The organism is Massilia oculi (assembly GCF_017582745.1).
Lineage (GTDB): Bacteria > Pseudomonadota > Gammaproteobacteria > Burkholderiales > Burkholderiaceae_D > Telluria > Telluria oculi_A.
Window position 1 is genome coordinate 1 of record NZ_JAFVIM010000007.1, and the last position, 24,976, is coordinate 24,976.

Genomic DNA, 24,976 nt, shown 5'->3' on the forward strand with positions numbered 1-24,976 from the left:
TTGAATGGTCCGTTTGCCGCGGGAATAAACCTTCACCAAGGCTTGCTCGATGAAGGCTGCAGAATACACTTTACTCATGTTGTCTCCTAAAAATTAAGGTGACAACTAGCGTGACACAGGGGGCTTTTAGACACGGCCTCGACAATAAAGGTTTTTGACGGCTGGGCTCGTGTCCGAATGTCAGACCTGACCCCGCTTTGCTCTGCTCTGGTCAGGCTTGAAAAGCCGCGATGAAAGGACAGTTCAGGCCCGCACGCGCAACGATCCGGCGTCGGCCAGTCTGGCGCCATAGTCGCGCAGCAGCGCCGCGCGGCGCGGCCTGAAGCTGGTGCCGGTGGCCGCGACCGAGGCGATGCGGTCGGCGCGGAACATCCGGAAGTCTTCGCGCAGGCAGCAGCGCGCCAGCACCACCAGCATGCGGTCGAGGTAGACGATGGCAAGCGGCCAGATCGTGCGGCTGGTCGCGGCGCCGTCGCGGTCGACGTAGTCGATCGTGAGCGCCTCTTCGCGCCAGCAGCAGGCGCGGATCAGCGCCATGTCGGGCAGTTGCGCAAAACGCTCGCCGAAATGGTGGACCCGCGACACCGCATGCAGCAGGTGCTGCTGGCCCAGCGACGGCAGGGTCGCGGCCACCTTGGCCAGCACCGCCTCCGCCGCCGCGACGAGCTGCGGGTCGCCCATGCCGCGCACTTCGGCGAGGCCAAGGGTGAGCGCCTCGATCTCGATGCGGCTGAAGGTCTGGGGACGCAGTGTGCCGTCTTCGACCAGCGTGTAGCCGAAACCGCGCTCGCCGCCGACCTCGGCGCCGCCCGCACGCAGGGTCTCGATGTCGCGATAGACCGAGCGCACCGACACTCCGGTCTCTTGCGCCAGCTGGGCCGCCGTGACCGGCGCGGGCAGACGACGCAGGGCATCGAGGAGGCGAAACAGACGGTTTGTGCGCGACATCTTCTACTGACAATAACTGACAGGACGGATGGCTATAGTAGCACCCGTCTTCCACACCCCACCAAGGAGTTTTCGATGTCCGTCCAGGTAGTCACCCACCTCAACTTCCAGGGCCAGGCGCGCGCCGCGCTGGCCTTTTACCAGTCCGTGTTCGGCGGCGACCTCGCGCAGGTCACCTATGCGCAGTTCGGCCACGTCGCCGATCCGGCGGATGCGGAGCGGATCGCCTGGGGCCAGGTGGTCGCCCCCAACGGCTTTCGCATCATGGCCTTCGACGTGGCCAGCGGCTCGCCGTGGCATCGGGGCGAGAACGCCTTCTTCGTCTCGCTGCGCGGCGGTTCGGAACAGGAGATCAGGGCGCTGTGGGAGGGACTGGCGCAGGAAGCCAGCATCGTGCAGCCGCTGGCGCCGGCCCAGTGGTCGCCCTTGTACGGCATGCTGAAGGACTGTTTCGGCGTGACGTGGGTGGTCGATGTCGCCGCCACGCGAGGCGCCTGAGTCGCGTAAAAAAAGAAACCCCGCAGCTGCGGGGTTTTGTCACTCAGGCGATGCCGATGGCAATCAATCCCAGCTCAGGGTGCCGCCGGTCTGGTACTCGGTCACACGCGTCTCGAAGAAGTTACGCTCCTTCTTCAGGTCGATCATCTCGCTCATCCACGGGAACGGATTCTCTTCGTTCGGGAACAGCGCGTCCAGGCCGATCTGCACGGCGCGGCGGTTGGCGATGAAGCGCAGGTAGCCCTTGAACATCGGGGCGTTCAGGCCCAGCACGCCGCGTGGCATGGTGTCTTCGGCGTAGCGGTATTCCAGGTCGACCGCCTGCAGGAACAGGGCCTTGATCTCTTCGCGGAATTCCGGGGTCCACAGCTGTGGATTTTCCATCTTGATCGTGTTGATCAGGTCGATGCCGAAGTTCACGTGCATCGACTCGTCGCGCAGGATGTACTGGTACTGCTCGGCGGCGCCGGTCATTTTGTTCTGGCGGCCCAGCGCCAGGATCTGGGTGAAGCCGACGTAGAAGAACAGGCCTTCCATCAGGCAGGCGAAGACGATGATCGACTTCAGCAGCTTCTGGTCGTTCTCGACCGTGCCGGTCTTGAAGTCAGGGTTGGTCAGGACGTCGATGAACGGGATCAGGAACTGGTCCTTGTCGTGGATCGACTCGATCTCGTTGTAGGCGTTGAAGATCTCGCCTTCATCCAGGCCCAGCGATTCGACGATGTACTGGTAGGCGTGGGTGTGGATCGCCTCTTCGAAGGCCTGGCGCAGCAGGTACTGGCGGCACTCTGGGGCGGTGATGTGGCGGTAGGTGCCCAGCACGATATTGTTCGCGGCCAGCGAGTCGGCGGTCACGAAGAAGCCCAGGTTGCGCTTGACCAGGCGGCGCTCGTCTTCCGACAGGCCGTTCGGGTTCTTCCACAGCTCGATGTCGCGCTGCATGTTCACTTCTTGCGGCATCCAGTGGTTCGCGCAGCCGGCCAGGTACTTGTCCCATGCCCATTTGTACTTGAACGGCACCAGCTGGTTCACGTCGGTTTCGCCGTTGATGATGCGCTTGTCGTCGGCGTTGACGCGCTTCGCCACTTCAGCGGCGGGAGCGCCTTCTGGATTGGCGGCTTGTGGGGCGCGCTGGGCGCTGGTTGGTTCGTCGTCCCAAGAGAGCATGGTGATTTCCTTCTGTAGTGGCCTGTCGCGTTGGGCGCGGGCGAGGTCACGTGTGTGTGTTGATGATGTTTTGTCGGCCGACGAGCGGGAACCTGTTGGCGTTTGCGAGGTGCGGGCAAACTTGGGTTCCCGCCTGCGCGGGAAGTCGTTTCCGCCAGTGGCGGGAACGACAAACTGACTTGATTTGGGGTGCGAGCCAGCCAAGCGATCAGGCCGGCTCGCACCTCGTTACAGCATTACTGGCAGGCTTCGCACTCGCCGAAACCGGCGTCGCCTGGACGCAGGTAGCAGGCGGCGCCTTCGGCTTCCGGTGCGGCTGGTGCTGCTGCGGCGGCCGCGGCGACCGAAGCGGCTGCCGGTGCTGCGTGACCTGCCTGCAGGCCGCCCGAGACCGGCACGGCGTTCAGGGCGCCGGTGCGGGTGGTCGACTTTTCCAGGTGGGTCGCGGCGATGGTGCGCAGGTAGTAGGTGGTCTTCAGGCCACGCAGCCACGCCAGCTTATAGGTCTCGTCCAGTTTCTTGCCCGAGGCGCCGGCCATGTAGATGTTCAGCGACTGCGCCTGGTCGATCCACTTCTGGCGGCGCGAGGCGGCTTCCACCAGCCACTTCGGTTCCACTTCGAAGGCCGTCGCGTAGATGTCGCGCAGGTCTTGCGGCACGCGGTCGATCTTGCTCAGCGAACCGTCGAAGTACTTCAGGTCGGCGATCATGACTTCGTCCCACAGGTCGCGCGCCTTCAGGTCACGCACCAGGTACGAGTTGATCTCGGTGAATTCGCCCGACAGGTTCGACTTCACGTACAGGTTCTGGAAGGTCGGTTCGATGCAGGCCGACACGCCGATGATGTTCGAGATGGTCGCGGTCGGAGCGATCGCCACGCAGTTCGAGTTACGCATGCCGAACTGCTTGATGCGCTCGCGCACCACGGTCCAGTCCATCGATTCGCTGGTGTCCTGCTCCAGGTAACCACCGCGTTCCTCGGCCAGCAGCTTGATCGAGTCCTGCGGCAGGATGCCGCGGTCCCACAGCGAGCCGGTGTAGGTGTCGTAGCGGCCGCGTTCCTCGGCCAGCTCGGTCGACGCCAGGTAGGCGTAGTAGCAGACGGCTTCCATCGAGACGTCGGCGAACTTCACCGCCTGTTCCGACGCGAACGGGATGCGCATCATGTGCAGGCAGTCCTGGTGACCCATGATGCCCATGCCCACCGGACGGTGGCGCAGGTTCGAATTGCGCGCCTTTTCCACCGCGTAGTAGTTGATGTCGATGACGTTGTCCAGCATGCGCATCGCGGTGCGGATGGTCTTTTGCAGCTTGACGTGGTCCAGGCCATCGCCCTTCATGTGCTGCGGCAGGTTCACCGAGCCCAGGTTGCAGACGGCGATTTCATCGGCGCTGGTGTTCAGGGTGATCTCGGTGCACAGGTTCGACGAGTGCACCACGCCCACGTGCTGCTGCGGCGAACGGATATTGCATGGGTCCTTGAAGGTGATCCATGGGTGGCCGGTTTCGAACAGCATCGACAGCATCTTGCGCCACAGGTCGAGCGCTTCGATCTTCTTGAAGACCGACATCTCGCCGTTGGCGGCCTTGGCTTCATAGGCCAGGTAGGCTTTTTCGAAGGCCTTGCCGGTCAGGTCGTGCAGGTCTGGCGTCTCGGATGGCGAGAACAGGGTCCAGGCGCCCTTTTCCATCACGCGCTTCATGAACAGGTCGGGAATCCAGTTCGCGGTGTTCATGTCGTGGGTGCGGCGGCGGTCGTCGCCGGTGTTCTTGCGCAGGTCCAGGAATTCTTCGATGTCCAGGTGCCAGGTTTCCAGGTAGGCACAGACCGCGCCCTTGCGCTTGCCGCCCTGGTTCACCGCCACGGCGGTGTCGTTGACCACTTTCAGGAACGGGACCACGCCCTGCGAACGGCCGTTGGTGCCCTTGATGCGCGAACCCAGCGCGCGCACCGGGGTCCAGTCGTTGCCCAGGCCGCCGGCGAACTTCGACAGCAGTGCGTTCTCCTTGATGGCGTCGTAGATGCCTTCCAGGTCGTCGCCGACGGTGGTCAGGTAGCACGACGACAGCTGCGAGCGGCGGGTGCCCGAGTTGAACAGGGTCGGGGTCGAGCTCATGAAGTCAAACGACGACAGCAGGTTGTAGAACTCGATGGCGCGCGCTTCGCGGTCGTCTTCGCGCAGGGCCAGGCCCATCGCGACACGCATGTAGAAGGCCTGCGGCATTTCGATGCGCACGTCGCGCACGTGCAGGAAGTAGCGGTCGTACAGGGTCTGCAGGCCGATGTAGCCGAACTGCAGGTCGCGGTCGGCGACGATGGCTTTCGCCAGGCGCTCGAGGTCGTACTTGCCCAGCTCTTCGTCCAGCAGCTCGTTGTGGATACCCTTGGCGATGTATTGCGGGAAGTAGGTCAGGTATTCGGCGGCGGCGCCGGCTTGCGGCACTTCGTGGCCAAACACTTCCTTGCGGATGGTGTGCAGCAGGATGCGGGCGGTCACCTGGCTGTAGGCCGGGTCCTTTTCCATCAGCGCGCGGGCGGCCAGGATGGCGGACTTGTACAGCTCTTCGACCGGCACGCCGTCGTACAGGTTCTTGAGGGTCTCGGCGACGATCGCGTCGGCGTCGACGTGCTTTTCCAGGCCCGAGCAGGCGGCGTTCACGAGGGCGTGGACGTCGTTGATGTCCAGCAGGCGGCGCTCGCCGCCATCGACCACGTGGATCTGCGGCGCGGCGACCGGGGCGCCACCTAGAGCTTCCTTGGCCGCGCGGCGCTCGTCCATGCGCTTGGCGCGGTACAGCACGTATTCACGCGCGACGTCGTGTTCGCCCGAACGCATCAGCGACAGCTCGACCTGGTCCTGCACGTCTTCGATATGGAAGGTGCCGCCGTTCGGCTGGCGGCGCACCAGCGCGGCCACGACGTTACCGGTCATCTGTTCCACCAGCTCGCGGATGCGCGCCGAGACCGCGCCCTGGCCGCCGGCCACGGCCAGGAAGGCCTTGGTCATCGCCACCGAGATCTTGTTCGGCTCGAAAGCGACGACGGCGCCGTTGCGGCGGATGACGCGGTAGTCGCCGCGCGCGACGATCTCGGCCGGGGTTGGGCTGGTCGACGCCGATCCTGGGGTGACGTGTTGGTTGATCGAGATGTTCTGTGCTGTTTGCATTGAGCCTCCAGGATGAGCGGTCGGACCGCCTTTGTACACGAGGACCGGGTGGCAGCTGGCGCCATGGTCCGTCAACAAAATTAAAAGCAAAACAAATCCCCGCCAGCCGGTGGCCGATGCTGGCAAACCAGAGAAGCAGGGTAAGAATATTTAAATAAAGCTTGTCAGCAGGTGCTTAATAGACAAGTCGCTGAACAAATTTGTGGGCAACTTGTGGACAACATGCGGACAACTCGCCGCTGGCTTAAAACCTAGTGTCTTTCGATCCACTACCACTACATCTAGTGCCGAGCTTTGATATGAGACTAATTGTAGTACCTCGCTTGCGATCGAGGCAAGCTAATAAATCGCCATTTTTTTAGTTTTTTGGCGCGCGCAGTCTTGACATTTCAGCGTCGTACAAAAGAAGGGGAGTACACGGTGAGCAAGCACTAACATCGGAAAAATCTGCACCAAATAGGCGACTTACGCGGGAATCAAAACGAGGCGCGCATGCTCCGCCAAGGCGCATTATGCACCAAAATAATTACCGCAAAGTAACATGATCCGGCAACCGGCGGTGCCGGCCGGACGCCTCAATCGTCCGGCGCGCTGATGTCCAGTTTCTGCATCTGGTAACGCAGCTGGCGTACGCTGATCCCAAGCAGGCTCGCCGCTTGGGTGCGGTTGAACTGGGTCTGCTGCAGCGCGCGTCCGATGATGTCGCGCTCGACCTGTTCCAGGTATTCGGGCAGGTTGCTCGGCAGTTCGGCGGGGCCGAGGGCGACCGGGGCTGGTTTTTTTTCTGGTGTCGCTGCTTGGGTGCCCGGAGCCGGAATCGAACCGGCACTCGACGCGGCCGGGACTGGGTCAGGTGCCGTAACCGGCACAGCCGTCTCTGCTCTCCCCCCTTCCGCCGGCCGCGCCGCCTTGAGCGACAAGTCCCCGACCTGGATCGCGCCATCGTTGGCGAACGCCAGCGCCCGTTCCAGCACGTTCTCCAGCTCGCGCACATTGCCGGGGAAGGAATACGCCTTCAATGCCTCCAGCACGCCCGGCCCCAGCGACGCCTGTCCCGGCCCGGCCAGCCGGTCCAGGATGCCGTTCGCTAGCAGGGCCAGGTCGTCCAGCCGCTCGCGCAGCGGCGGCAGCGCCAGCTCGATCACGTTCAGGCGATAAAACAGGTCTTGCCTGAACTTGCCCGTCTCGACGCAGCGCGCCAGGTCCTGGTGGGTGGCGCTGATGATGCGCACGTCGACCGGTTCCTCGCTCGTCGCGCCGATCTTGCGCACGCGCCGCTCCTGGATCGCGCGCAGCAGCTTGACCTGCATCGCCAGCGGCAGGTCCGCCACCTCGTCCAGCATCAGGGTGCCGCCGTTGGCGGCCTGGAAGAAGCCGTCGCGTTCCTCGGCCGCGCCGGTGAAGGCGCCCTTGCGGTAGCCGAAGAACTCGGCCTCCATCAGGGTTTCGGGAATCGCGCCACAATTCACCGCCACGAAGGGTTTCGAAGCACGCGAACTCTGGGCGTGGATCTCGCGCGCCGCCAGCTCCTTGCCGCTGCCGGATTCGCCGGTGATCGAGATCGGCGCCATCGAGCGCGCCAGCCGGGCGATCTGCGCCCGCAGCGACTGCATCGCCGGCGAATGGCCGATCATGCGCGAATCGACCGCACCGCCGTCAGGCGCGGCGGCGCCTTCCGACAATTTCAGGGCCGAGCGCACCATCACGCGCAGCGCGTCGAGCGCCACCGGCTTGGCGATGTAGTCGAAGGCGCCGGCCTTGAGCGCCACCACCGCGTTCTCGGCGCTGCCGTAGGCGGTGATCACGGCGACCGGCGTGCCCTTGCCCGAAGCGGCGATCTCGCGCACCAGTTCCAGCCCCAGGCCGTCCGGCAGGCGCATATCGGTCAGCACCAGCGCGTAGTCGTGCTCCTCGAACAGGCTGCGCGCCTGGCGCAGGGTGGCGGCGCTGTCGACGTCCAGGCCCATCTTGAGCAGGGTGATCTCGAGCAGCTCGCGCAGGTCGGCTTCGTCGTCGAGCACCAGGATGCGGGGCGCGCTCATGGCTTACTCGAGGGCGAAGGTGATGACAAAGCGGCCGCTGGCCTTGCGCGGCCCCAGCGCGGACGGGTCGAACCGGTATTCATAATCGAGTTTCGCATCGTTGTTCAGGCACAGTTCGCGCGCCAGGTAGAGTCCCAGGCCGGTCCCCTTGCTCGACGTAGTATAGAAGGGCTCGAACAGGTGGTCGCGCACTTCAGGCGTGATGCCGGGGCCGTCGTCCTGCACGTGCAGCTCGCGCCGGCCCGCGGCATCGCGCGCCGGGAAGATGCGGATGCTGGCCGGCTGGCGGCTGGCGTAGCGCACCGCATTGTTCAGCAGGTTGAGCAAGACCTCGTGCAGGTGCAGCGGATCGAAGCGCACCGCGCTGCCGCCCGGATCGCCTATATAGACTATATCACCGGCCAGGCCGTGGATTTCGCAGAATTCGGCCTTCAGCTCTTCCAGGAAAGGGCCGAGCGCCACCGGTTCGCCGTTCGGCTGGGCCTTGCGCGACAGCTGCAGGATGTCTTCCACCATGCGGTTCACGCGCGTCACGTTGTCGCGCACGATCTTCAGCAGGCGCACCTCGGCCGGGCCGTGCAGGTCTTCGGCCAGCAGGTCGGTGGCGTGGCCGATCGCCGACAGCGGGTTGCGCACCTCGTGCGCGATGCTGGCGGTCAGGCGGCCCATCGAGGCCAGCTTGAGTTGCTGCGCCTGGTTTTCGATGGCGCTCACGTCCTGCATGAAGATCACGCTGCGGCCGGCCGCCTCGCCGCCGTCGGCCACACGCGCGAAGCGCAATTTCAAATGCACCGGCTGGTCGCGCCGCCCGCGCACGTCGCCGGCGCCGTCGCCTTCGCGATAGGGTTTCAGGGTGACGAAGGCCTTGTCGTTGTCGGGACCGGCCAGCCAGGCGTCGAAGGCCAGCGCCACCGGCTCGAAGGCGGGCGCTGCGCGCAGCGAGAACACCGAGGTGTCGGCCAGGCCCAGCATGCGGCGCGCCGCCGGGTTGCCGGTGAAGACGGCGCCGTCCTCCCCCACCACCAGGATGCCGTCGCCGACGTCGGCGATCACGATCTCGTTGATCGCCTGCTGGATGCGCAAGTCGGCGCCGCGCTGGGACGCCAGTTCTTCCTGCTTGAGCAGGCGCGCCGCCAGGCGGTTGACCATCAGCACGCCGGCGAAGAAGGCGGCGCCGAACAGGCCGGCCTGCATCAGGGGCGGGTCGCGCCCCTCGATCACCAGCTGCCAGAGGTTCAGGCCGAGCAGGAACAGGGTCGCGACCGCCGCCGAAAAGAGCGCCAGCACCAGCGGCGCCAGGATCGCGGCGCCGGCCAGCGGGAACAGATACAGGATGCCCAGGCCGCTGCGCATGCCGCCGGCGGCCAGGTACAGCAGCGAAATCACCAGCAGGTCGACCGCGATCTGCAGCCCGAGCTGGATCAGGAAGCGCCGCTGCCAGCGCGCCGCCAGCGCGAACATCGCCGCGGTCAGCACATAGAAGACGCAGGTTTCGGTGTTGACCGGGTCGGGGCGCAGTGTGCCGCTTTCCAGGTCCACGCCCAGGTACAGCAGCAGCACCAGGGCGATGACGATGCGGGTGACGGTGAAGGTCTGGAGCGAGCGCCACAGGGTCACGCGCGCGCCCGCCGACAGCGTGCCGGTCGCGGCCTTCAATTACTTGGGCGGCAGGCGCACGTGGCCTGGCGAGCAGTAATCCAGGCCGTCGGCCTTGACCGTCTCGGATGCAGGAAAATAGACGCCGCAGTGCGCGCACTGCGCCATGGCCTCGATCTGGCCGGGCGCCGGGGCCGGCCCGCGCCCCATATTGGGCGGAACCCCATGCTTTTTGGCCATCGCGCGCAGCTTGCTGCGCACGGCGAAGACGATGAGGACGATGAGGGCAATCCAGAACAAGATACGCATCAGTAGACTCCCCGGTGCAGGACGACTTCGAGCACGAAGCGACTACCGACATAGGCCAGCGCCAGGGTGGCGAAGCCTGCCAGCGTGAAGCGCAGCGCGGTCTTGCCGCGCCAGCCCTGCCACTTGCGCCCGGCCAGCAGCGCCGCGAACAGCGCCCACGAGAGCAGCGCGAACACGCTCTTGTGGTCGAGCAGCAGCGGCCGGCCGAACACCTGTTCGGAGAACACGAAGCCCGACAATACCGTCAGGCTGAGCAAGACGAAGCCGATCCAGATCACACGGAACAACAGTTTTTCCATGGTGAGCAACGCCGGGAGCTGGTCGAGCGCGGAGCCAAACCAGCCGCCGCCGGCGGTGCGGGTATGCAGCCGCGTCTCTTGCAGTGCCATCAGCACTGCGTGGAAAGCGGCGATGGTCAGGGTGCTGTAGGCCAGCACCGCGACCGCGATATGCCAGCCGAAGGCGGCGGTTTTGCCGGCCAGCGGCGTCAGGGTGCCCGGGAACAGCAGCGGCAACAGGGTGGCAGCCGCAGCGAACGGCATCACCAGGCGGCGCATGCCGTCGAGGGCGAAATTACGGTTCTCGAACCAATAGGCGGCCACCGACACCCATAAAGCGCTGGAAATCATGATGGCGAAGCCGACCCGCAGCCGTCCCGGCACCATCACGTCCATGCCGAGCGCGACGCCATGCAGGGCCCAGGCCCCGGCGGTCACGCCCGAGATGACGGCGCCCAGCCGCGACGGCAGCAGGGCGCATACCGCGTACAGGAAGGCAGCGGCAAGGAAGAGGGAATTCTGCATAACAGGAGTCTACACCATCGGCGAACGGCGGGGGTAAGGCCCCCAGGTGGAAGCCCCCCTTCCTCCGATGGCGCCGCCACATATATATATGGCGGACGTTCAATCCACCGCCGCCATCCGCAACTCGTCGTTGTGATGCCGCTCCTGCTCTTCCATCACCATCAGCCCCAGCTCGCGCTTGAGCAGGTTGAATTCCGGCGCCGCCGGGTCGCGCGGGCGCGCGATCTCGACCAGCAGATCGCGCTTGATCGTTCCCGGCCGGTACGTCATCACGACGATGCGGTCGGCCAGGTAGATCGCTTCCTCGATGCTGTGGGTGACGAACAGGATCGTCTTTTTCAGCTCGGCCCACAGGCGCAGCAGTTCGTCCTGCAGGTTGCGCCGGGTGAGCGCGTCGAGCGCGCCGAAGGGTTCGTCCATCAGCAGGATCGGCGAATCGAGCGCCAGCACGCGCGCGATCGCCACCCGCTGGCGCATGCCGCCGGACAGGTCCTTCGGGTAGCGGGTGCGAAAGTCGGCCAGCGACAGCAGCTTGAGCAGGTCGTCCACCCGGCGGTCGATCTCCGGTCCGCGCATGCGCTTGATCTCGAGGCCGAAGCGGATGTTCTGCTCCACCGTCATCCAGGGAAACAGCGCGTATTCCTGGAACACCATGCCGCGCTGCGGCCCCGGCCCGGTGACCGGGCGGCCGTCGACCAGGATCTCCCCAGAGGACGGCGGCGCGAAGCCGGCCACCGCATTGAGCAGGGTCGACTTGCCGCAACCCGAAGGGCCGAGCAGGCAGGTGAACTGCCCGCGTTCGAGCGCCAGGTCGATGCCCTGCAGGGCCACCACTTCATGGTCTTCGGCGCCGAACACTTTATTGACGCCTTCGATACGGATATGGATATCGCTCATGTCAGTGCTCCAGGCCGCGGTGCCAGCGCAGCAAATGGTTGTTCAATCGATTCACGCCGATGTCGATCAGGAGGCCCAGCACGCCGATGCTGATCATCCCGGCGATGACCTTGTCGGACCAGAAGTACTCGCGCGCCTCCGAGATGCGGAAGCCCAGGCCGCTGTTCACGGCGATCATCTCGGCCACGATCACGACGATGAAGGCGGTGCCGATCCCGATCCGCACGCCGGACAGGATGTAGGGCACCGCCGCCGGCAGGATCACGCGCAGGAACATCGTCAGCTTGCCGGCGCCGAGGTTGTGCGCCGCGCGCAGATAGATGCCGTCGACCTGGCGCACGCCGGCGATCGTGTTCATCAAGACCGGAAAGAAAGCCCCGATCGCGATCAGGAACACCGCCGGCGGATTGCCGAGCCCGAACCACAGCATCGCCAGCGGGATGTAGGCGATCGGCGGGATCGGCCGCAGCACCTGCACCAGGGGGTTCATCCAGGCGTGCACGCGCTGGCTCGCCCCCATCGCCAGCCCGAGCGGCAGCGCCAGCCCGGCGCCGATGGCGAAGCCCACCACCACCCGGTACAGGCTGGCGATGACGTCAACCGGCAGCTCGCCCGACAACGCCCACTTGAGCCAGCCGCCATCGGTGTACTGCGCAAACGGCGCCGAAGGCAGCAGGTAGTCGACCCACTTGCGCCACACGTCCAGCGGCGCCGGCAGCACCTGGCGGTCGACCAGGCCGCTGGCCGCCCCCCATTGCCAGAGCGCGATCGCCAGCACCGGCACCACCAGGCCGGTGGCGGCGTCGTTCCATCGCAGCCGCTTTTTGCGGATCGTCTTGCGTCGTTCGATGCGTTCCATGATCGATGCTCCCCTACTTGATGTTCAGGCTTTTCTTGGCCGATGCCAGCAGGTCGGTACGGACCCAGTCGCTGGCCAGCGGCGGACGCGCCATGCGCCCCACCCCGGTCTGCGCCATGACGTCGGTCGTGACCTGGATGTGCTGGGGCGTGATGTCGTAGGAGTACGGCGAATTGGCCATCGCCGCGCGGAAGTCGGCGGTCGTGATCTGGCCCTTGAACATCGACTGGCGCACATACTGTTCGGCGATGTCGGGCCGGTCGATGAAGGTGCGCGTGGCCTCGACGAAGCAGCGCATGAACTTCTCGGCCAGCGGCCGGCGCTCGCGGTAGAACTTCTCGGTCATGACCATGGTGCGCACCGGCTCGCCGATCGGCGTCCCGTAGGGTTTCATGACCTCCACCCCGAAGCCCATATTGATCGCCTGCGACGATTGCGGCTCGGACTGCATCATCGCGTCGATGTGCCGGCCCAGCAGCGCCTGGTTCAGCTCGGGATAGGACAGGTACACCAGCTGCACGTCCTTGCGGCCGGTGGTGTCGGCGCTCAGCTTGTTGCGCGCCAGCTCGGCCATCAGGAGCACTTCCTGGATGCCGCCGCGGGTGACGCCCACTTTTTTCCCCTTGAGCTGGGAGGCCGACGACATCTTGAGTTCTGGCCGCGCCACCAGCCGCGCCCCGCCGCGCGCGAAGCCGGCCACCACCACCACCGGGGCGCCGCCGGCGCGGCCCTGGATCGCGGCTTCGGATGCGGTGGCGCCCACGTCCAGTTCGCCGGCGATGATGGCCTGCATGATGTCCAGCCCCTTGGCGAACATCTTTTCCTCGACCCGGATGCCGCAGCCCGGCGCGATTTCCTTGATATAGGACACCGCGCCGAAATGCGCCAGCTTCAGGTTCCCCAACCGCACGACGTCCTGGGCCGCGGCGGTCCCGCCCACGGCTAACAGCGCTAACGCGATCAATGTCTTGCCAAACATTTGCCTCATATGTTTTCTCCTGACCTCGATTTTTAGGATTCATGCTTGCCGGAAAGGCGAGTAGGCAATACAACATGGCAGCCGCGGGTCGTGTTTGCGGTATGCCAAAAGGCGACGGCGTTGGCGAAAAATGGCCGGGACAGCCCGGGTTCGACGCGATGAGGTATGCAGGGCAGCGGCGGCGCAAGGTAAAATGACGCGTTGGCGAACCTGCGCCAAGTCCGAATTGCGCTTCTTTCTATATTAGGTAGACATGCTAGATAACCTCACCCAACGCCTTGCCAAGGTCGTCAAGACCATGCGCGGCGAGGCCCGCCTGACCGAGGCGAACACCGCGGAAATGCTGCGCGAAGTGCGCATGGCCCTGCTCGAGGCGGACGTGGCGCTGCCGGCGGTGCGCGAATTCATCGCCAAGGTCAAGGAGAAGGCCCTGGGCGAAGAAGTCGTCGGCTCGCTGTCGCCCGGCCAGGCCCTGGTCGGCGTGGTGCAGAAAGAGCTGGCCGCCCTGATGGGCGCCGACCTCGGCCCCGAGGCTACCCAACTGTCCTTCGCCCAGCAGCCGCCCGCGATCATCCTGATGGCCGGCCTGCAGGGTGTCGGCAAGACCACCACCACCGGTAAACTGGCCAAGTACCTCAAGGAACAAAAGAAGAAGAAAGTCCTGACCGTCTCGGCCGACGTCTACCGTCCCGCCGCGATCGCCCAGCTCGAATCGGTGACCAAGCAGGTGGGCGCCGACTTCTTCCCGTCCACCGCCAGCGACAAGCCGGTCGACATCGCCCGCAACGCGCTCGATTGGGCCAAGAAGCATTACCACGACGTCCTGATCATCGACACCGCCGGCCGCCTGGGCATCGACGAGGCGATGATGCAGGAGATCGCCGCCGTGCACGGCGCCGTCAAGCCGGTCGAGACCCTGTTCGTGGTCGACGCCATGCTGGGCCAGGATGCGATCAACACCGCCAAGGCCTTCAACGACGCCCTGCCCCTGACCGGCATCGTGCTGACCAAGCTCGATGGCGATTCGCGCGGCGGCGCGGCGCTGTCGGTGCGTCACGTGACCGGCAAGCCGATCAAGTTCGCCGGCGTGTCCGAAAAACTCGACGGCCTGGAAGCCTTCGACCCCACCCGCATGGCCAACCGCGTGCTGGGCATGGGCGACATCCTGGCGCTGGTCGAAGAAGCGCGCAAGGGCGTCGACGCCGAGGCGGCGGCCGAACTGGCCAACAAGATCAAGGTCGGCGGCCGTTTCGACATGAACGACTTCAAGGCCCAGCTCACGCAAATGAAGAAAATGGGCGGCATGGCCGGCCTGATGGACAAACTCCCGGCCCAGTTCCAGCAGGCCGCGAGCGGCGCCAATATGGACCAGGCCGAGAAATCGGTGCGCCGCATGGTCGGCATCATCGATTCGATGACCCCGGGCGAGCGCGCCAAGCCCGAGCTGATCAAGGCCAACCGCAAGCGCCGCATCGCGGCCGGCGCCGGCGTGCAGGTGCAGGAAGTAAACCGCATGCTGAACCAGTACGACCAGATGCAGACCATGATGAAAAAGCTCAAGGGCGGCGGCCTGATGAAGATGATGCGCGGGATGAAGGGGATGATGCCCGGCTTGCGCTAATCTGCATGTCAATCGGCGAGAACCGCGCAAAGTATCAGTTTGCGCGGTTTTTTTTCGCCGCTTGTCAGCGTTTTTTCGTTCTCATGCGTTGTTGTGTGCGATAACGCCCATTTGGCGGGTTTTAAGAGTGAAAAAGTTTTGAAAAAGACTTGCACGTTCTGTAAAACGCTACCAATATAGGCGTGCGATAAATTACGCACTTTTCCACGTGTTCGTTTTAGGAGGCTCGAAGATGGCAACAGCCAAAAAAACCACTGCAGCGCCAGCAAAAAAAGACGCTGCCAAGCCTGCTGCAGCGGCCAAGCCGGCAGCAAAAAAGGCAGCACCAGCAGCGAAGTCGGCCGATAAGCCGGCAGCCGCGCGCAAGCCAAATGCTGCTTTCATGAAAGCCATGACCCCGTCCGCCACGCTGGCCGCCGTCGTCGGCGACAAGCCGCTGCCGCGCACCGAAGTGACCAAGAAGGTCTGGGATTACATCAAGTCGAAAGACCTGCAAGACGCAGCAAATCGCCGCATGATCAATGCCGACGACAAGCTGAAAGCCGTTTTCGGCGGCAAGGCACAAGTCTCGATGTTCGAAATGACCAAGCTCATTTCGGATCACCTGAAATAAGCCACTCCTTATTTCAAAAGCTTCGAGCTTAAACAAAAGCCCCGGTTTCAAAACCGGGGCTTTTGTTATTTAGCTGTAAATAATAGTGGCAAGTGGTTAATGACTCCTGGGATCGACGCGGCGCGCCGATCCGGATCCATTACAAGCCCGCCGCCGCTTTCATCAGATGAAACACCTGGGTATTCTCGATCGTGCCCTTGAACGGCGCCGATCCGGCTCCGGTTGCATACAGCTTGACGTCGCCGCCGCCATGGGTTTCCGACGACTTGTGCACGCCAGTTTCCTGATGGTAATCGTCGCTCTGCGCCACCACGCTGTCGACGTCGGCGCGCATGTCCGGGCGGTTCGGGCCATTGCCGAACACGAGCGTGGTGAAGGTCTTGCCGTCCGCATCCTTCTTCGGCTCGCCCGACGCATAGTCGCGCACGATGTCGGTAATCGGATTGCCGCGTTTCGGATAGCCGTTGATCTGCATCGTATGGTCATGGTCGGCGGTCAGCACGATCAGCGTGTTCTGCAGGCCCGGATCGATGGCGCGCATGCGCTCGATCGCCAGCTGCAGGGCATCGTCGAAGGCCACCGTCTCTTCCAGCGCATGCTTGGCGCGGGTGTCGTGCAGGGCGTGGTCGATCTTGCCGCCTTCGACCATCAGGAAGAAACCGTTCGGATTCTTCGACAGCAGGTCGATCGCCTTGCCGGTCATTTCGGCCAGGGTCGGCTGCTCGGGGCGGCGCTGGTAGGAGTAATCGAGGTGGCTGGTGGCGCTGAAGATGCCCACGAACTTGCGGCCCGGTTGCGCCGACATCATGCCGGCGCGGGTGCCGGCCACGTAGTAGCCGGCGCCGGCGAATTCGGCCATCAGGTCGCGCCCGTCGGGGCGGCCCTTCGGATTGGTGGCGGGATCAACCGGCGTGAAGTGGTTGCGCCCTCCTCCCATCAGCACGTCGACGCCGTCGCCCAACGCCTTGTTGTAGCCGGCGCCGCCGGGCACGATCTGCTGCGCGATCGTGTACGCCGCGTCGCGGCTGCAGGTATGCGCAAAGGTCGATGCCGGGGTGGCGTGGGTCAGTTCGGTGGTGGTGATGGCGCCGGTCGCCTTGCCCTGGGCCTTGGCCAGTTCCAGGATCGTCACCGCCGGCGTGCCGTTATTGGCGCCGCACATGTCGACACCCTCTTTCGTCGGTTCGATCGGGCGCGCGCCGGCCTGCGAGATGACGTCGTTGTTCATCTTCACGCCGGTCATGTAGGCGCCCATCGACGGCGCGCTGTCGGTGGTCTGGTAGTCGGCCGAATAGGTCTTGATGCGCGCGGTGCGCTCCATCAGGCGCTCGAAGTGCAGCAGGCTGTCCTCGCCGCCGCGATAGATGCGGGCGGCGGTGATCGTGGTCGGGCCCATGCCGTCGCCGAGGAAGAAGATGATGTTCTTCGCTTTTTGCTGGGCGGTGGCCGGGGTGGAGAATGCAGCCGCGCAGCAGGCGGCCAGCAGCAGCGGGGTAAAACGTTGGAAAGTCATGGTGGCTCCTGGTCGCGGCTTACAGGCCGGCGGCGGTCTTGATCAGGTTGAACACGCGGGTGTTGTCGATGGTCCCGCGGAACAGTTCGGCGTTGGCGCCGGTCGCGCCCAGGTAGACGTCGCTGCCGCCATGGGTCTCGGCGCCCGTGCGGGTGCGCACCACCGCTTCCTGGTGGTAGTCGTCGCGCGTCACGACCTCGTCGGTCAGGTGCGCCGTGCGGTCGCCCGCGTGGCGCTGCTCGCCTGTGCCGAAGCCGATGATGGTATATGGCTGGCCCTTGCCATCCAGGGCCGGCTTGCCGTCGGCGTTGCGCACCAGGCCGATCACCCCGGGGTTGGTCGGCGTGGTCTTGCCGGTGCGGGCCGCGTAGCCGTTCAGGATCAGGGTGTGGTCATGGTCGGCGGTGGCGACGATCAGGGTGTTCTTGAGGCCCGGATCGAGGGTTTCCATGCGGTCGATCGCCGCCTGCAGCGCCGCGTTATACGTCACCGTCTCTTGCAGGGCGCGCTTGCCCAGGGTCGCGTGCAGGGCGTGGTCGATCAGGCCGCCCTCGACCATCAGGAAGAAGCCGTTCTTGTTCGGCGCCAGCAGGTCGATCGCCTTGGTGGCCATTGCCGGCAGGGCCGGCTGGCGCGCCGGGTCGCGAGTGGCGTCGAAGTCCATGTGGTTCGGCGCGAACAGGCCGACCGCCGGCTGGCCCGGTTGCAGGGCCGCGAATTGCGCGGTGTCGTTCACCACGCGGAAGCCTTTCGAGCCCAGTTCGGCCAGCAGGTCGCGGTTGTCGGCGCGCTTGCCGCCGCGTGCGAACGGCGTGAAGTTCTGGGCGCCGCCGCCGAACAGCACGTCCAGGCCGCGCTCGCCGAGCGCTGCGTTGTAGCCGGCGCCGCCCGGCACCAGGCTGGCGGCGATATCGGTCTCCAGCTTGCGATGGCAGGCGTGGGCATAGGTCGAGGCCGGGGTGGCGTCGGTGACGCTGGTATTGGTGACCACGCCGACCGCCATGCCGCGGCGCTTGGCCAGTTCGAGCAAGGTGACGGCGGCGGTGCCGTTCTCGCAGCGGCTGACCAGGGCGTTGCCGTTGGCGTCCTTGCCCGGTGCGATCGAGCGGGTGCCGAAGGACATCGAGACGACATTGTTATTCTGCTTCACGCCGGTCATGTAGGCCGCCATCGAGGCGGCGCTGTCGGTGACTTGCGCATCGTTCGAGAAGGTCTTCACGAAGGCCGACTCGGGCAGCTTGTCGATCGCCAGGTCGCCGTCTTCGCCGGCGGCGAAGATGCGCGCCGCGGTCAAGGTGTTGATGCCCATGCCGTCGCCGAGGAAGAAGATGACGTTCTTCGCGCGGTGGTCGACGGCGTTGACGCCTTGTGCGGCGGTGGATTGGTTTGACGCGGGCGGCGTTGTCGCGCAGCCGGCGAGTGCCGCCAGCAGCGCGGCGGAGGCAAGAGTGGTCGGTCGCATGCAGTCCTCTGCTTGGGAAAGCGGAAAGTCTACACTGCTAACGTGACATGTTGGTGAACTGAAATGTTGGGGTTTTGTACAGGACGTCCGACCTAGATACCGTGCTTGAATTCCCACTTCTTCCACGCCGCCAGCACCGCGTTCGGATACTGCGGCTTGCCCCGGCTGCCGTTGTAGCGGCCCAGCGCCAGGTACAGGTCGCCGCGCTCCATGTCGATATACATGCGCAGGATCGCGCAGCCGTAGCGCAGATTGGTCTGCATGTGGAACAGGCGGCGGCGGTCGCCGTCGCCGATCACCTTGGTCCAGAACGGCATCACCTGCATATAGCCGCGCGCGCCGGCGATCGAGATCGCGTACTTGCGATAGGCCGATTCGACCTGGATCAGGCCCAGCACCAGTCCCGGGTCGAGGCCGGCGCGGGTCGATTCGTACCAGACCGTCTCGAGGAATTCGGTGCGGGTCTGGACGTCGGGCAGGCGCTTGGCGAGCCGGCCCGACATCTCCTGGAACCAGGCCTGGTAGCGCACCCGCGCTTGCTCGGTACGGAACGTCGCCCGCGGCGGGCGCGCGTCGGCGATGGCGTTGGCCAGGGCCAGGCGCACCGAATCCGACAGCGCTTCTTCCTTCTGGTTGCCGGCGTACGCCTCGCCCCCACCCAGGCCGAAGGCGCATGCGAGCACGGCGCCTCCTAGCCAGGAGGCGAGGCGCAGGCGCATCACTTGCCCAGCTTGCCCTTGATGAAGGCGACCATCTCGGCCACCGGCACGCTGCTCGCCGCTTCGTCGCGGCGGCCCTGGTATTCCAGGTTGCCTTCCTTCAGGCCACGCTCGCCGATCACGACGCGGTGCGGCACGCCGATCAGTTCCCAGTCGGCGAACATCGCGCCCGGACGCAGGCCGCGGTCGTCGACGATGACGTCGATGCCGGCTGCCTGCATGTCGGCGTACAGCTTCTCGGTCGCTTCCTTGACCATCTCGCTGCGGTCCAGGCCCATCGGGCACAGCACCAGCTCGAACGGCGCGATGGCGTCAGGCCACACGATGCCCTTGTCGTCGAAGTTCTGCTCGATCGCCGCGCCCAGGATGCGGGTCACGCCGATGCCGTAGCAACCCATCTGCAGCGGCGCGGGACGGCCACCTTCGTCGAGGAAGGTCGCGCCCATCGCTTCCGAGTAGGCGGTGCCGAGCTGGAACACGTGGCCCACCTCGATGCCGCGCTCGATCGCCAGCACGCCCTTGCCGTCCGGCGAAGCGTCGCCCTCGACCACGTTGCGCAGGTCGGCCACGACAGGCTCTGGCAGATCCCGGCCCCAGTTGGCGCCCGTGTAGTGGAAGTCGGCCTCGTTGGCGCCGCACACGAAGTCGGCCATGTTGGCGACGGTGCGGTCGGCCACGACGTTGACCGGCAGCTTGGTGTTGATCGGACCCAGGTAGCCCGGCACGGTGCCGAACACCTCGAGGATCTCGGCCTCGGTCGAGAAGCGGAAGTCCTTCAGGCCCGCCACTTTCGAGACCTTGATCTCGTTGAGTTCATGGTCGCCGCGCAGCAGCAGCACCCAGAAGCTCTTCTTGCCTTCTTCGCTCTCGACGGTCAGGGCGATGGTCTTGACGGTCTGCGACAGCGGCAGCTTGAGCAGCTCGGCCACGCTTTCGCACTTGGTCTTGCCTGGGGTTGGGGTCTTCGTCAACGCCTGGGTCGCCGCGCCGCGGGTGCCGGTGGCCACCGCTTCGGCCGCTTCCATATTGGCCGCGTAGTCCGAGTCGGGGCAGTACACCAGCGCGTCTTCGCCGGTGCTGGCGATGACGTGGAATTCATGCGAACCGGTGCCGCCGATGGCGCCGTTGTCGGCCGCCACCGCGCGGAACTTCAGGCCAAAGCGGTTGAAGATCTTCGTGTAGGCGTCGAACATGGTCTGGTAGGACTTCTGCATGCCTTCCAGGTCGCGGTCGAAGGAATAGGCATCCTTCATCGTGAATTCGCGGCCGCGCATCAGGCCGAAGCGCGGACGGCGCTCGTCGCGGAACTTGGTCTGGATGTGGTAGAAGTTGATCGGCAGCTGGCGGTACGATTTGAGTTCGCTGCGCACGACGTCGGTGACCACTTCTTCTGAGGTCGGCTGGATCGCGAAATCGCGGCCGTGACGGTCCTTGACGCGCATCAATTCGTCGCCCATCTTGTCCCAGCGGCCGGTTTCTTGCCACAGTTCGGCCGGCTGCACCAGCGGCATCAGCAGTTCGATCGCGCCCGCGCGGTTCATTTCTTCACGGACGATGGCCTCGACCTTGCGGATGACGCGCAGCCCGACCGGCATATAGGTATAGATGCCGGAACCCAGGCGCTTGATCATCCCGGCGCGCATCATCAGCTTGTGGCTGACGATCTCGGCATCGGAAGGCGCTTCTTTAAGAGTTGAAATAAAAAATCGTGAGGCGCGCATATCAGTGAATTCTTTTTAAAAAGAGAGGGTTATAATCGACCTAATTTTAAAGGATTAGCCGGCTGATGCGTCCAATCTTTCTACAAACAGGGTCCGCAACCAGCAGCATCCACCGCGCAAGCGGTGCGGAAAACCCACGGGCGTACAGAATTTGTAGGTAAAAACATAAGGGACGATCCGCCGGCAGAAAGTATCGAGGTGCACTTATGCTCGACCGTGAAGGGTTTCGGCCCAACGTCGGCATCATCCTGCTGAACGCTAACAACGAGGTCTGGTGGGGCAAGCGAGTGCGCGAGCACTCATGGCAATTCCCGCAAGGGGGTATCAAATACGGGGAAACGCCAGAACAGGCAATGTACCGCGAGCTCGAGGAAGAAATCGGCCTGCGCCAGGAGCACGTCAAGATCATGGGGCGAACCCGCGACTGGCTGCGCTACGAGGTGCCCGACCACTTCATCAAGCGCGAGATCCGCGGCCATTACCGCGGCCAGAAGCAGATCTGGTTCCTGTTGCGCATGGTTGCGCGCGACAACGAAGTCAACCTGCGCCTGACCGACCACCCGGAATTCGATGCCTGGCGCTGGCACGATTACTGGGTGCCGCTGGATGTCGTGATCGAATTCAAGCGCGACGTCTACCAGCGCGCCCTGCAGGAACTGTCGCGCTTCGTCACCTGGCCCGCCAGAGGCCAGCAAGGCGAGCGGCGTCACAGCGCGCGCTACCTGCGCCAGCCGCATGGCAGGTCGCAAGCCGCCAAGCCGGCCCAGGACATGGTCACGGCCAACGGACCCAGTCCGGCGGGGCCGGAATCGCTGGCGCTGGCGCCCAATAAGTAGTGTATTGATGGAAACGGCGGCCCTCGTCGCCGCTTCCGTCGATTTCTCTTCTCCCGCATCATTTCATGCGCAGAGCATTGTTTTTCAAGTAACTTCAGCCAGTAGAATGGGGGCATGACTTTCCTTGCCCCGATGCTGCGCTTCTTCCTCGCCTCACTCGCCCTCCCCCTGTTTGCCACCGTGGCCCATGCCGCACAAGCCGCTGCGCCTGCCTGCGAATACCGCCAGTTGGTGAACTTGCCGATACGCTACACCGGCCCGAGCCTGAGCCCGACGATCGAGGGCAGCATCAACGGCGCCCCGGCCGACATGCTGGTGGACACCGGCGCGTGGGCCAGCATGGTGACGCGCACGGGCGCCGAAAGGCACCGACTGCAACTGGAGCGCAGCGGCCAGGTCAGTCGCGGCATCGGCGGTTTTTCGCGCATGTACAGCGCCCGCGTCAGGGAATTCCGCGCCGGGCCGGCAGCCATCCGCAACAACAATGTGCGGGTGGTGGGCGACATGGGATTTGCGCCGTCGTTCGACGCAATCGTGAGCGCCCAGTTCTTGCTGCAGACCGATCTCGAGTTCTCGCTGGCGACCAAGGAACTCAAGTTCTTCAAGCCGTCCAACTGCGAGCACGCCAAGCTGGCCTACTGGGACGCGGATGCGGTCGAAATTCCGTTCGACACCCGTTTCTCGCATCACGCCAACCCGTATTTCACGGTCAAGGTCAATGGCAAGGACCTGACGGCGATGATCGACAGCGGCGCCGCCACCAGCGCCCTGACCCGCGATGGCGCCGAACGCGCGGGCATCAAACTCGACGGCCCGGAGGTCACGCGCCTGCAGGACGTCGTCGGCATCGGTAACAAGCGTGTGGCGCGCTGGAACGCCAGGCCGGCGCTGGTGGAGATCGGCCGCATCGCCATCCGCGACGCCGACATCGGCGTGCTCGATGCGACGGGCCTCGACGTCGACCTGCTGCTGGGCGCCGATTTCCTGCGCGCGCACCGGGTGCTGTTCGCCATGAGTCAGAAAAAGCTCTACCTCTCCTACCTCGGCGGCCATCCATTCGGCCAGCGGACCGGCATCCCCGCCTGGTTGCAGCAGGAAGCCGACGCGGGCAACGGCGATGCCAGGCTGCTGGTCGAGCAACTCCAGACGCCCACCCCGGCGCCGTGATGACGCCGTAGCCGGCATCGCGCTACAATGCCGGCTTCCTGTCCTCGTTTCCCCGGCCCTGCCATGTTCACTCCGTCCTCGCACGACGTGCGCCGCTTCTTCTGCGAAGCCTACCGCAAGCACCGCAATGGCGAGATCCTGACCCCGATGGACGCGATCGCGGCCGACTGGATCGCCCAGCATCCCGAATACCACGAGCAGTTCGAGGACGTCGAGGCGGCGATCGCGGCCGACTATTCGGTCGAAGGCGGCAAGGCGAATCCCTTCCTGCACCTGTCGATGCATCTGTCGATCGCCGAGCAGATCTCGATCGACCAGCCGCGCGGCATCCGCGCCGCCCACGATGCCCTGGTGGCCCGGCGCGGCGAGCACGACGCCCACCACGAAATCATGGAATGCCTGGGCGAGATGATCTGGGCCTCGCAACGCAACGGCGTGCCGCCGGATACCGAGGCCTATATCGAATGCGTGCGCCGGCGCGCATTCGCGTGATCCGCTCCGCGATTCACCCCAGCTTGTCGTCCGCAACCCGGTAGCGCGGGTCTTCCACCAGGTTCACCTCGACCATGCCGCGCGCCTTGTCCAGCAGCTCGCGGCAGTCCGGGCTCAGGTGGCGCAGGTGCAGGCGCTTGCCCAGCAGGCGGTAGCGCTCGGCCAGCGCGTCGATCGCCTGGATCGCCGAGTGGTCGACCACCCGCGCATGCAGGAAGTCGATGACGACGTCCTGCGGATCGTCTTTCGGGGTGAACAGCGCCTGGAACGGCGTCACCGAGGCGAAGAACAGCGTGCCCTCCAGCGCATACACCTTCCAGCCCTGCTCGTCGTACGAGACCGCGGCCGCCACCCGCTTGGCGTGCTGCCAGGCGAACACCAGCGCCGACACGATCACGCCCGCGATCACCGCCAGCGCCAGGTCGTAGACCAGGGTGATGCCCGCCACCAGCACGATCACGAACAGGTCGGCGCGCGGCACTTTTCCAACTAAGCGGAACGTGCCCCACTCGAAGGTCTTTTCGCACACGACGAACATCACGCCGACCAGCGCCGCCAGCGGAATCGCCTCGATCCAGCTGGAACCGAACAGGATGAAGGCCAGCAGGAACAGCGCGGCCGCGATGCCCGACAGGCGGCCGGTGGCGCCGCTGTTCACATTGATCATGCTCTGGCCGATCAGCGCGCAGCCGCCCATGCCGCCGAACAGGCCAGCCGCGACGTTGGCGGCGCCCAGCGCCAGCGACTCGCGGTTCGGCTGGCCGCGGGTGTCAGTGATCTCGTCGATGAGAGTCAGCGTCAGCAGCGACTCGATCAGACCGACGCCGGCCAGCACCAGTGAATAAGGAAAGACGATGCGCAGTGTCTCCAGGTTCCACGGCACCTCGGGCAGCGCGAAGGCCGGCAGGCCGCCGGCGATCGAACCGAGGTCGCCCACGGTCTTGGTTTCGATGCCGAGCAGCGCGCAGCCGACGCTTGCCACCAGGATGCCGACCAAGGTCGATGGCACCGCTTTGGTCAGGCGCGGGGTCAGGTAGATCACCACCATCGTGACGACGATGATGCCGGCCATGACGGCCAGTTCGGGACCGGCCATCCACTGCGCCGCGCCATCCGGACCCGGCTCCTTGAAGTGGTTGAACTGGGCCAGGAAGATCACCAGCGCCAGGCCGTTGACGAAGCCGAGCATCACCGGATGCGGCACCATGCGGATAAATTTACCCAGGCGCGCGGCGGCGAACAGCAGTTGCAGCACGCCCATCAGCACCACGGCGGCCAGCAGGTATTGCGCGCCATGCTGGACCACCAGCGCCACCATCACCACCGCAAGCGAACCGGCGGCGGCCGAGATCATGCCCGGCCGGCCGCCGAAGGCGGAGGTAATGAAGGCGACGATCACCGCCGCGTACAGGCCGGTGAGCGGGGACAGGTGGGCGACCAGGGCGAAGGCGATCGCCTCGGGCACCAGGGCCAGCGCGACGGTGAGGCCGGCCAGCAGGTTGATCTTCAGGTAAGCGGGGGTAAGGGACGGCACGGCGGCTCCAGCGGCAAGAATGACAATCCCCTC

At 65.0% G+C, this 24,976-nt stretch carries 21 protein-coding genes; 6 read left to right on the forward strand and 15 right to left on the reverse strand.

Going from position 1 to position 24,976, the window contains the following annotated elements:
* Positions 1-243: 243 nt before the first annotated feature.
* Entirely contained in the window at positions 244-948 is a 705-nt protein-coding gene (locus J3U95_RS10210) for a helix-turn-helix transcriptional regulator (RefSeq protein WP_208278506.1), read from the reverse strand.
* A gap of 75 nt (positions 949-1,023) precedes the next feature.
* Here J3U95_RS10210 and J3U95_RS10215 point away from each other — a divergent pair, with 75 nt between their 5' ends.
* Positions 1,024-1,446, forward strand: a complete 423-nt coding sequence (locus J3U95_RS10215) for a VOC family protein (RefSeq protein WP_208278507.1) — start codon at positions 1,024-1,026, stop codon at positions 1,444-1,446.
* 63 nt (positions 1,447-1,509) lie between these two features.
* Here the strand turns inward: J3U95_RS10215 and J3U95_RS10220 are convergent, their stop codons facing one another.
* The 9 genes from J3U95_RS10220 to J3U95_RS10260 form a co-directional block, all read right to left on the reverse strand.
* Positions 1,510-2,613, reverse strand: coding sequence for a ribonucleotide-diphosphate reductase subunit beta (locus J3U95_RS10220; protein ID WP_208278508.1), 1,104 nt, complete (start codon positions 2,611-2,613; stop codon positions 1,510-1,512).
* Between the two features lie 236 nt (positions 2,614-2,849).
* Entirely contained in the window at positions 2,850-5,780 is a 2,931-nt protein-coding gene (locus J3U95_RS10225; RefSeq protein ID WP_208278509.1) for a ribonucleoside-diphosphate reductase subunit alpha, read from the reverse strand.
* Positions 5,781-6,355: 575 nt separating this feature from the next.
* Positions 6,356-7,822 (reverse strand): sigma-54-dependent transcriptional regulator, encoded by a 1,467-nt coding sequence (locus J3U95_RS10230; protein ID WP_208278510.1) that lies wholly within the window; start codon positions 7,820-7,822, stop codon positions 6,356-6,358.
* Between the two features lie 3 nt (positions 7,823-7,825).
* Positions 7,826-9,478 (reverse strand): sensor histidine kinase, encoded by a 1,653-nt coding sequence (locus J3U95_RS10235; RefSeq protein ID WP_208278511.1) that lies wholly within the window; start codon positions 9,476-9,478, stop codon positions 7,826-7,828.
* Positions 9,479-9,727 carry a PP0621 family protein gene (locus J3U95_RS10240; protein WP_208278512.1) on the reverse strand — a complete coding sequence of 83 codons (249 nt, stop codon included), beginning with the start codon at positions 9,725-9,727 and terminating at the stop codon, positions 9,479-9,481.
* Complete coding sequence (locus J3U95_RS10245) at positions 9,727-10,530, reverse strand: cytochrome C assembly family protein (protein ID WP_208278513.1); 804 nt, start codon at positions 10,528-10,530, stop codon at positions 9,727-9,729. Before J3U95_RS10245 ends, J3U95_RS10240 begins: the two co-directional genes overlap by 1 nt.
* A gap of 99 nt (positions 10,531-10,629) precedes the next feature.
* The gene (locus J3U95_RS10250) at positions 10,630-11,427 is read right to left on the reverse strand and encodes an ABC transporter ATP-binding protein (protein WP_208278514.1); all 798 of its coding nucleotides are present in this window, start codon (positions 11,425-11,427) and stop codon (positions 10,630-10,632) included.
* 1 nt (position 11,428) lies between these two features.
* Positions 11,429-12,286 carry an ABC transporter permease gene (locus J3U95_RS10255; protein WP_229519759.1) on the reverse strand — a complete coding sequence of 286 codons (858 nt, stop codon included), beginning with the start codon at positions 12,284-12,286 and terminating at the stop codon, positions 11,429-11,431.
* Positions 12,287-12,299: 13 nt separating this feature from the next.
* On the reverse strand, positions 12,300-13,274 hold the full coding sequence (locus tag J3U95_RS10260) for an ABC transporter substrate-binding protein (RefSeq protein ID WP_208278515.1): 975 nt from the start codon (positions 13,272-13,274) through the stop codon (positions 12,300-12,302).
* 244 nt (positions 13,275-13,518) lie between these two features.
* On the opposite strand from J3U95_RS10260, the gene ffh reads away from it, so the two are divergent.
* Together ffh and J3U95_RS10270 are read left to right on the forward strand one after the other, a co-directional pair.
* A complete protein-coding gene (ffh, locus tag J3U95_RS10265; protein ID WP_208278516.1) occupies positions 13,519-14,886 on the forward strand; it encodes a signal recognition particle protein in 1,368 nt (455 codons plus the stop codon).
* A 232-nt stretch (positions 14,887-15,118) separates the two neighbouring features.
* Positions 15,119-15,499 (forward strand): SWIB/MDM2 domain-containing protein, encoded by a 381-nt coding sequence (locus J3U95_RS10270; protein WP_109346291.1) that lies wholly within the window; start codon positions 15,119-15,121, stop codon positions 15,497-15,499.
* Positions 15,500-15,638: 139 nt separating this feature from the next.
* On the opposite strand, the gene J3U95_RS10275 is transcribed toward J3U95_RS10270, so the two are convergent.
* The 4 genes from J3U95_RS10275 to J3U95_RS10290 all read right to left on the reverse strand — a co-directional run bounded on the left by J3U95_RS10275 (position 15,639) and on the right by J3U95_RS10290 (position 20,914).
* Positions 15,639-17,012: an alkaline phosphatase gene (locus tag J3U95_RS10275; protein ID WP_208278517.1), complete on the reverse strand. Its 1,374-nt coding sequence runs from the start codon at positions 17,010-17,012 to the stop codon at positions 15,639-15,641.
* A 19-nt stretch (positions 17,013-17,031) separates the two neighbouring features.
* Positions 17,032-18,474 (reverse strand): alkaline phosphatase, encoded by a 1,443-nt coding sequence (locus J3U95_RS10280; protein WP_208278518.1) that lies wholly within the window; start codon positions 18,472-18,474, stop codon positions 17,032-17,034.
* Between the two features lie 92 nt (positions 18,475-18,566).
* Positions 18,567-19,193, reverse strand: coding sequence for a lytic transglycosylase domain-containing protein (locus J3U95_RS10285; RefSeq protein WP_208278519.1), 627 nt, complete (start codon positions 19,191-19,193; stop codon positions 18,567-18,569).
* Positions 19,193-20,914, reverse strand: coding sequence for a proline--tRNA ligase (locus tag J3U95_RS10290; RefSeq protein ID WP_208278520.1), 1,722 nt, complete (start codon positions 20,912-20,914; stop codon positions 19,193-19,195). Before J3U95_RS10290 ends, J3U95_RS10285 begins: the two co-directional genes overlap by 1 nt.
* 206 nt (positions 20,915-21,120) lie before the next feature.
* On the opposite strand from J3U95_RS10290, the gene J3U95_RS10295 reads away from it, so the two are divergent.
* The 3 genes from J3U95_RS10295 to J3U95_RS10305 all read left to right on the forward strand — a co-directional run bounded on the left by J3U95_RS10295 (position 21,121) and on the right by J3U95_RS10305 (position 23,409).
* Complete coding sequence (locus J3U95_RS10295; RefSeq protein ID WP_208278521.1) at positions 21,121-21,750, forward strand: RNA pyrophosphohydrolase; 630 nt, start codon at positions 21,121-21,123, stop codon at positions 21,748-21,750.
* Between the two features lie 114 nt (positions 21,751-21,864).
* Positions 21,865-22,917 (forward strand): aspartyl protease family protein, encoded by a 1,053-nt coding sequence (locus tag J3U95_RS10300; protein WP_208278522.1) that lies wholly within the window; start codon positions 21,865-21,867, stop codon positions 22,915-22,917.
* A gap of 63 nt (positions 22,918-22,980) precedes the next feature.
* Entirely contained in the window at positions 22,981-23,409 is a 429-nt protein-coding gene (locus tag J3U95_RS10305; RefSeq protein WP_208278523.1) for a DUF1841 family protein, read from the forward strand.
* 13 nt (positions 23,410-23,422) lie between these two features.
* Here J3U95_RS10305 and J3U95_RS10310 read toward each other — a convergent pair whose 3' ends face one another.
* Complete coding sequence (locus tag J3U95_RS10310) at positions 23,423-24,943, reverse strand: SulP family inorganic anion transporter (protein ID WP_208278524.1); 1,521 nt, start codon at positions 24,941-24,943, stop codon at positions 23,423-23,425.
* Positions 24,944-24,976 lie beyond the last annotated feature (33 nt).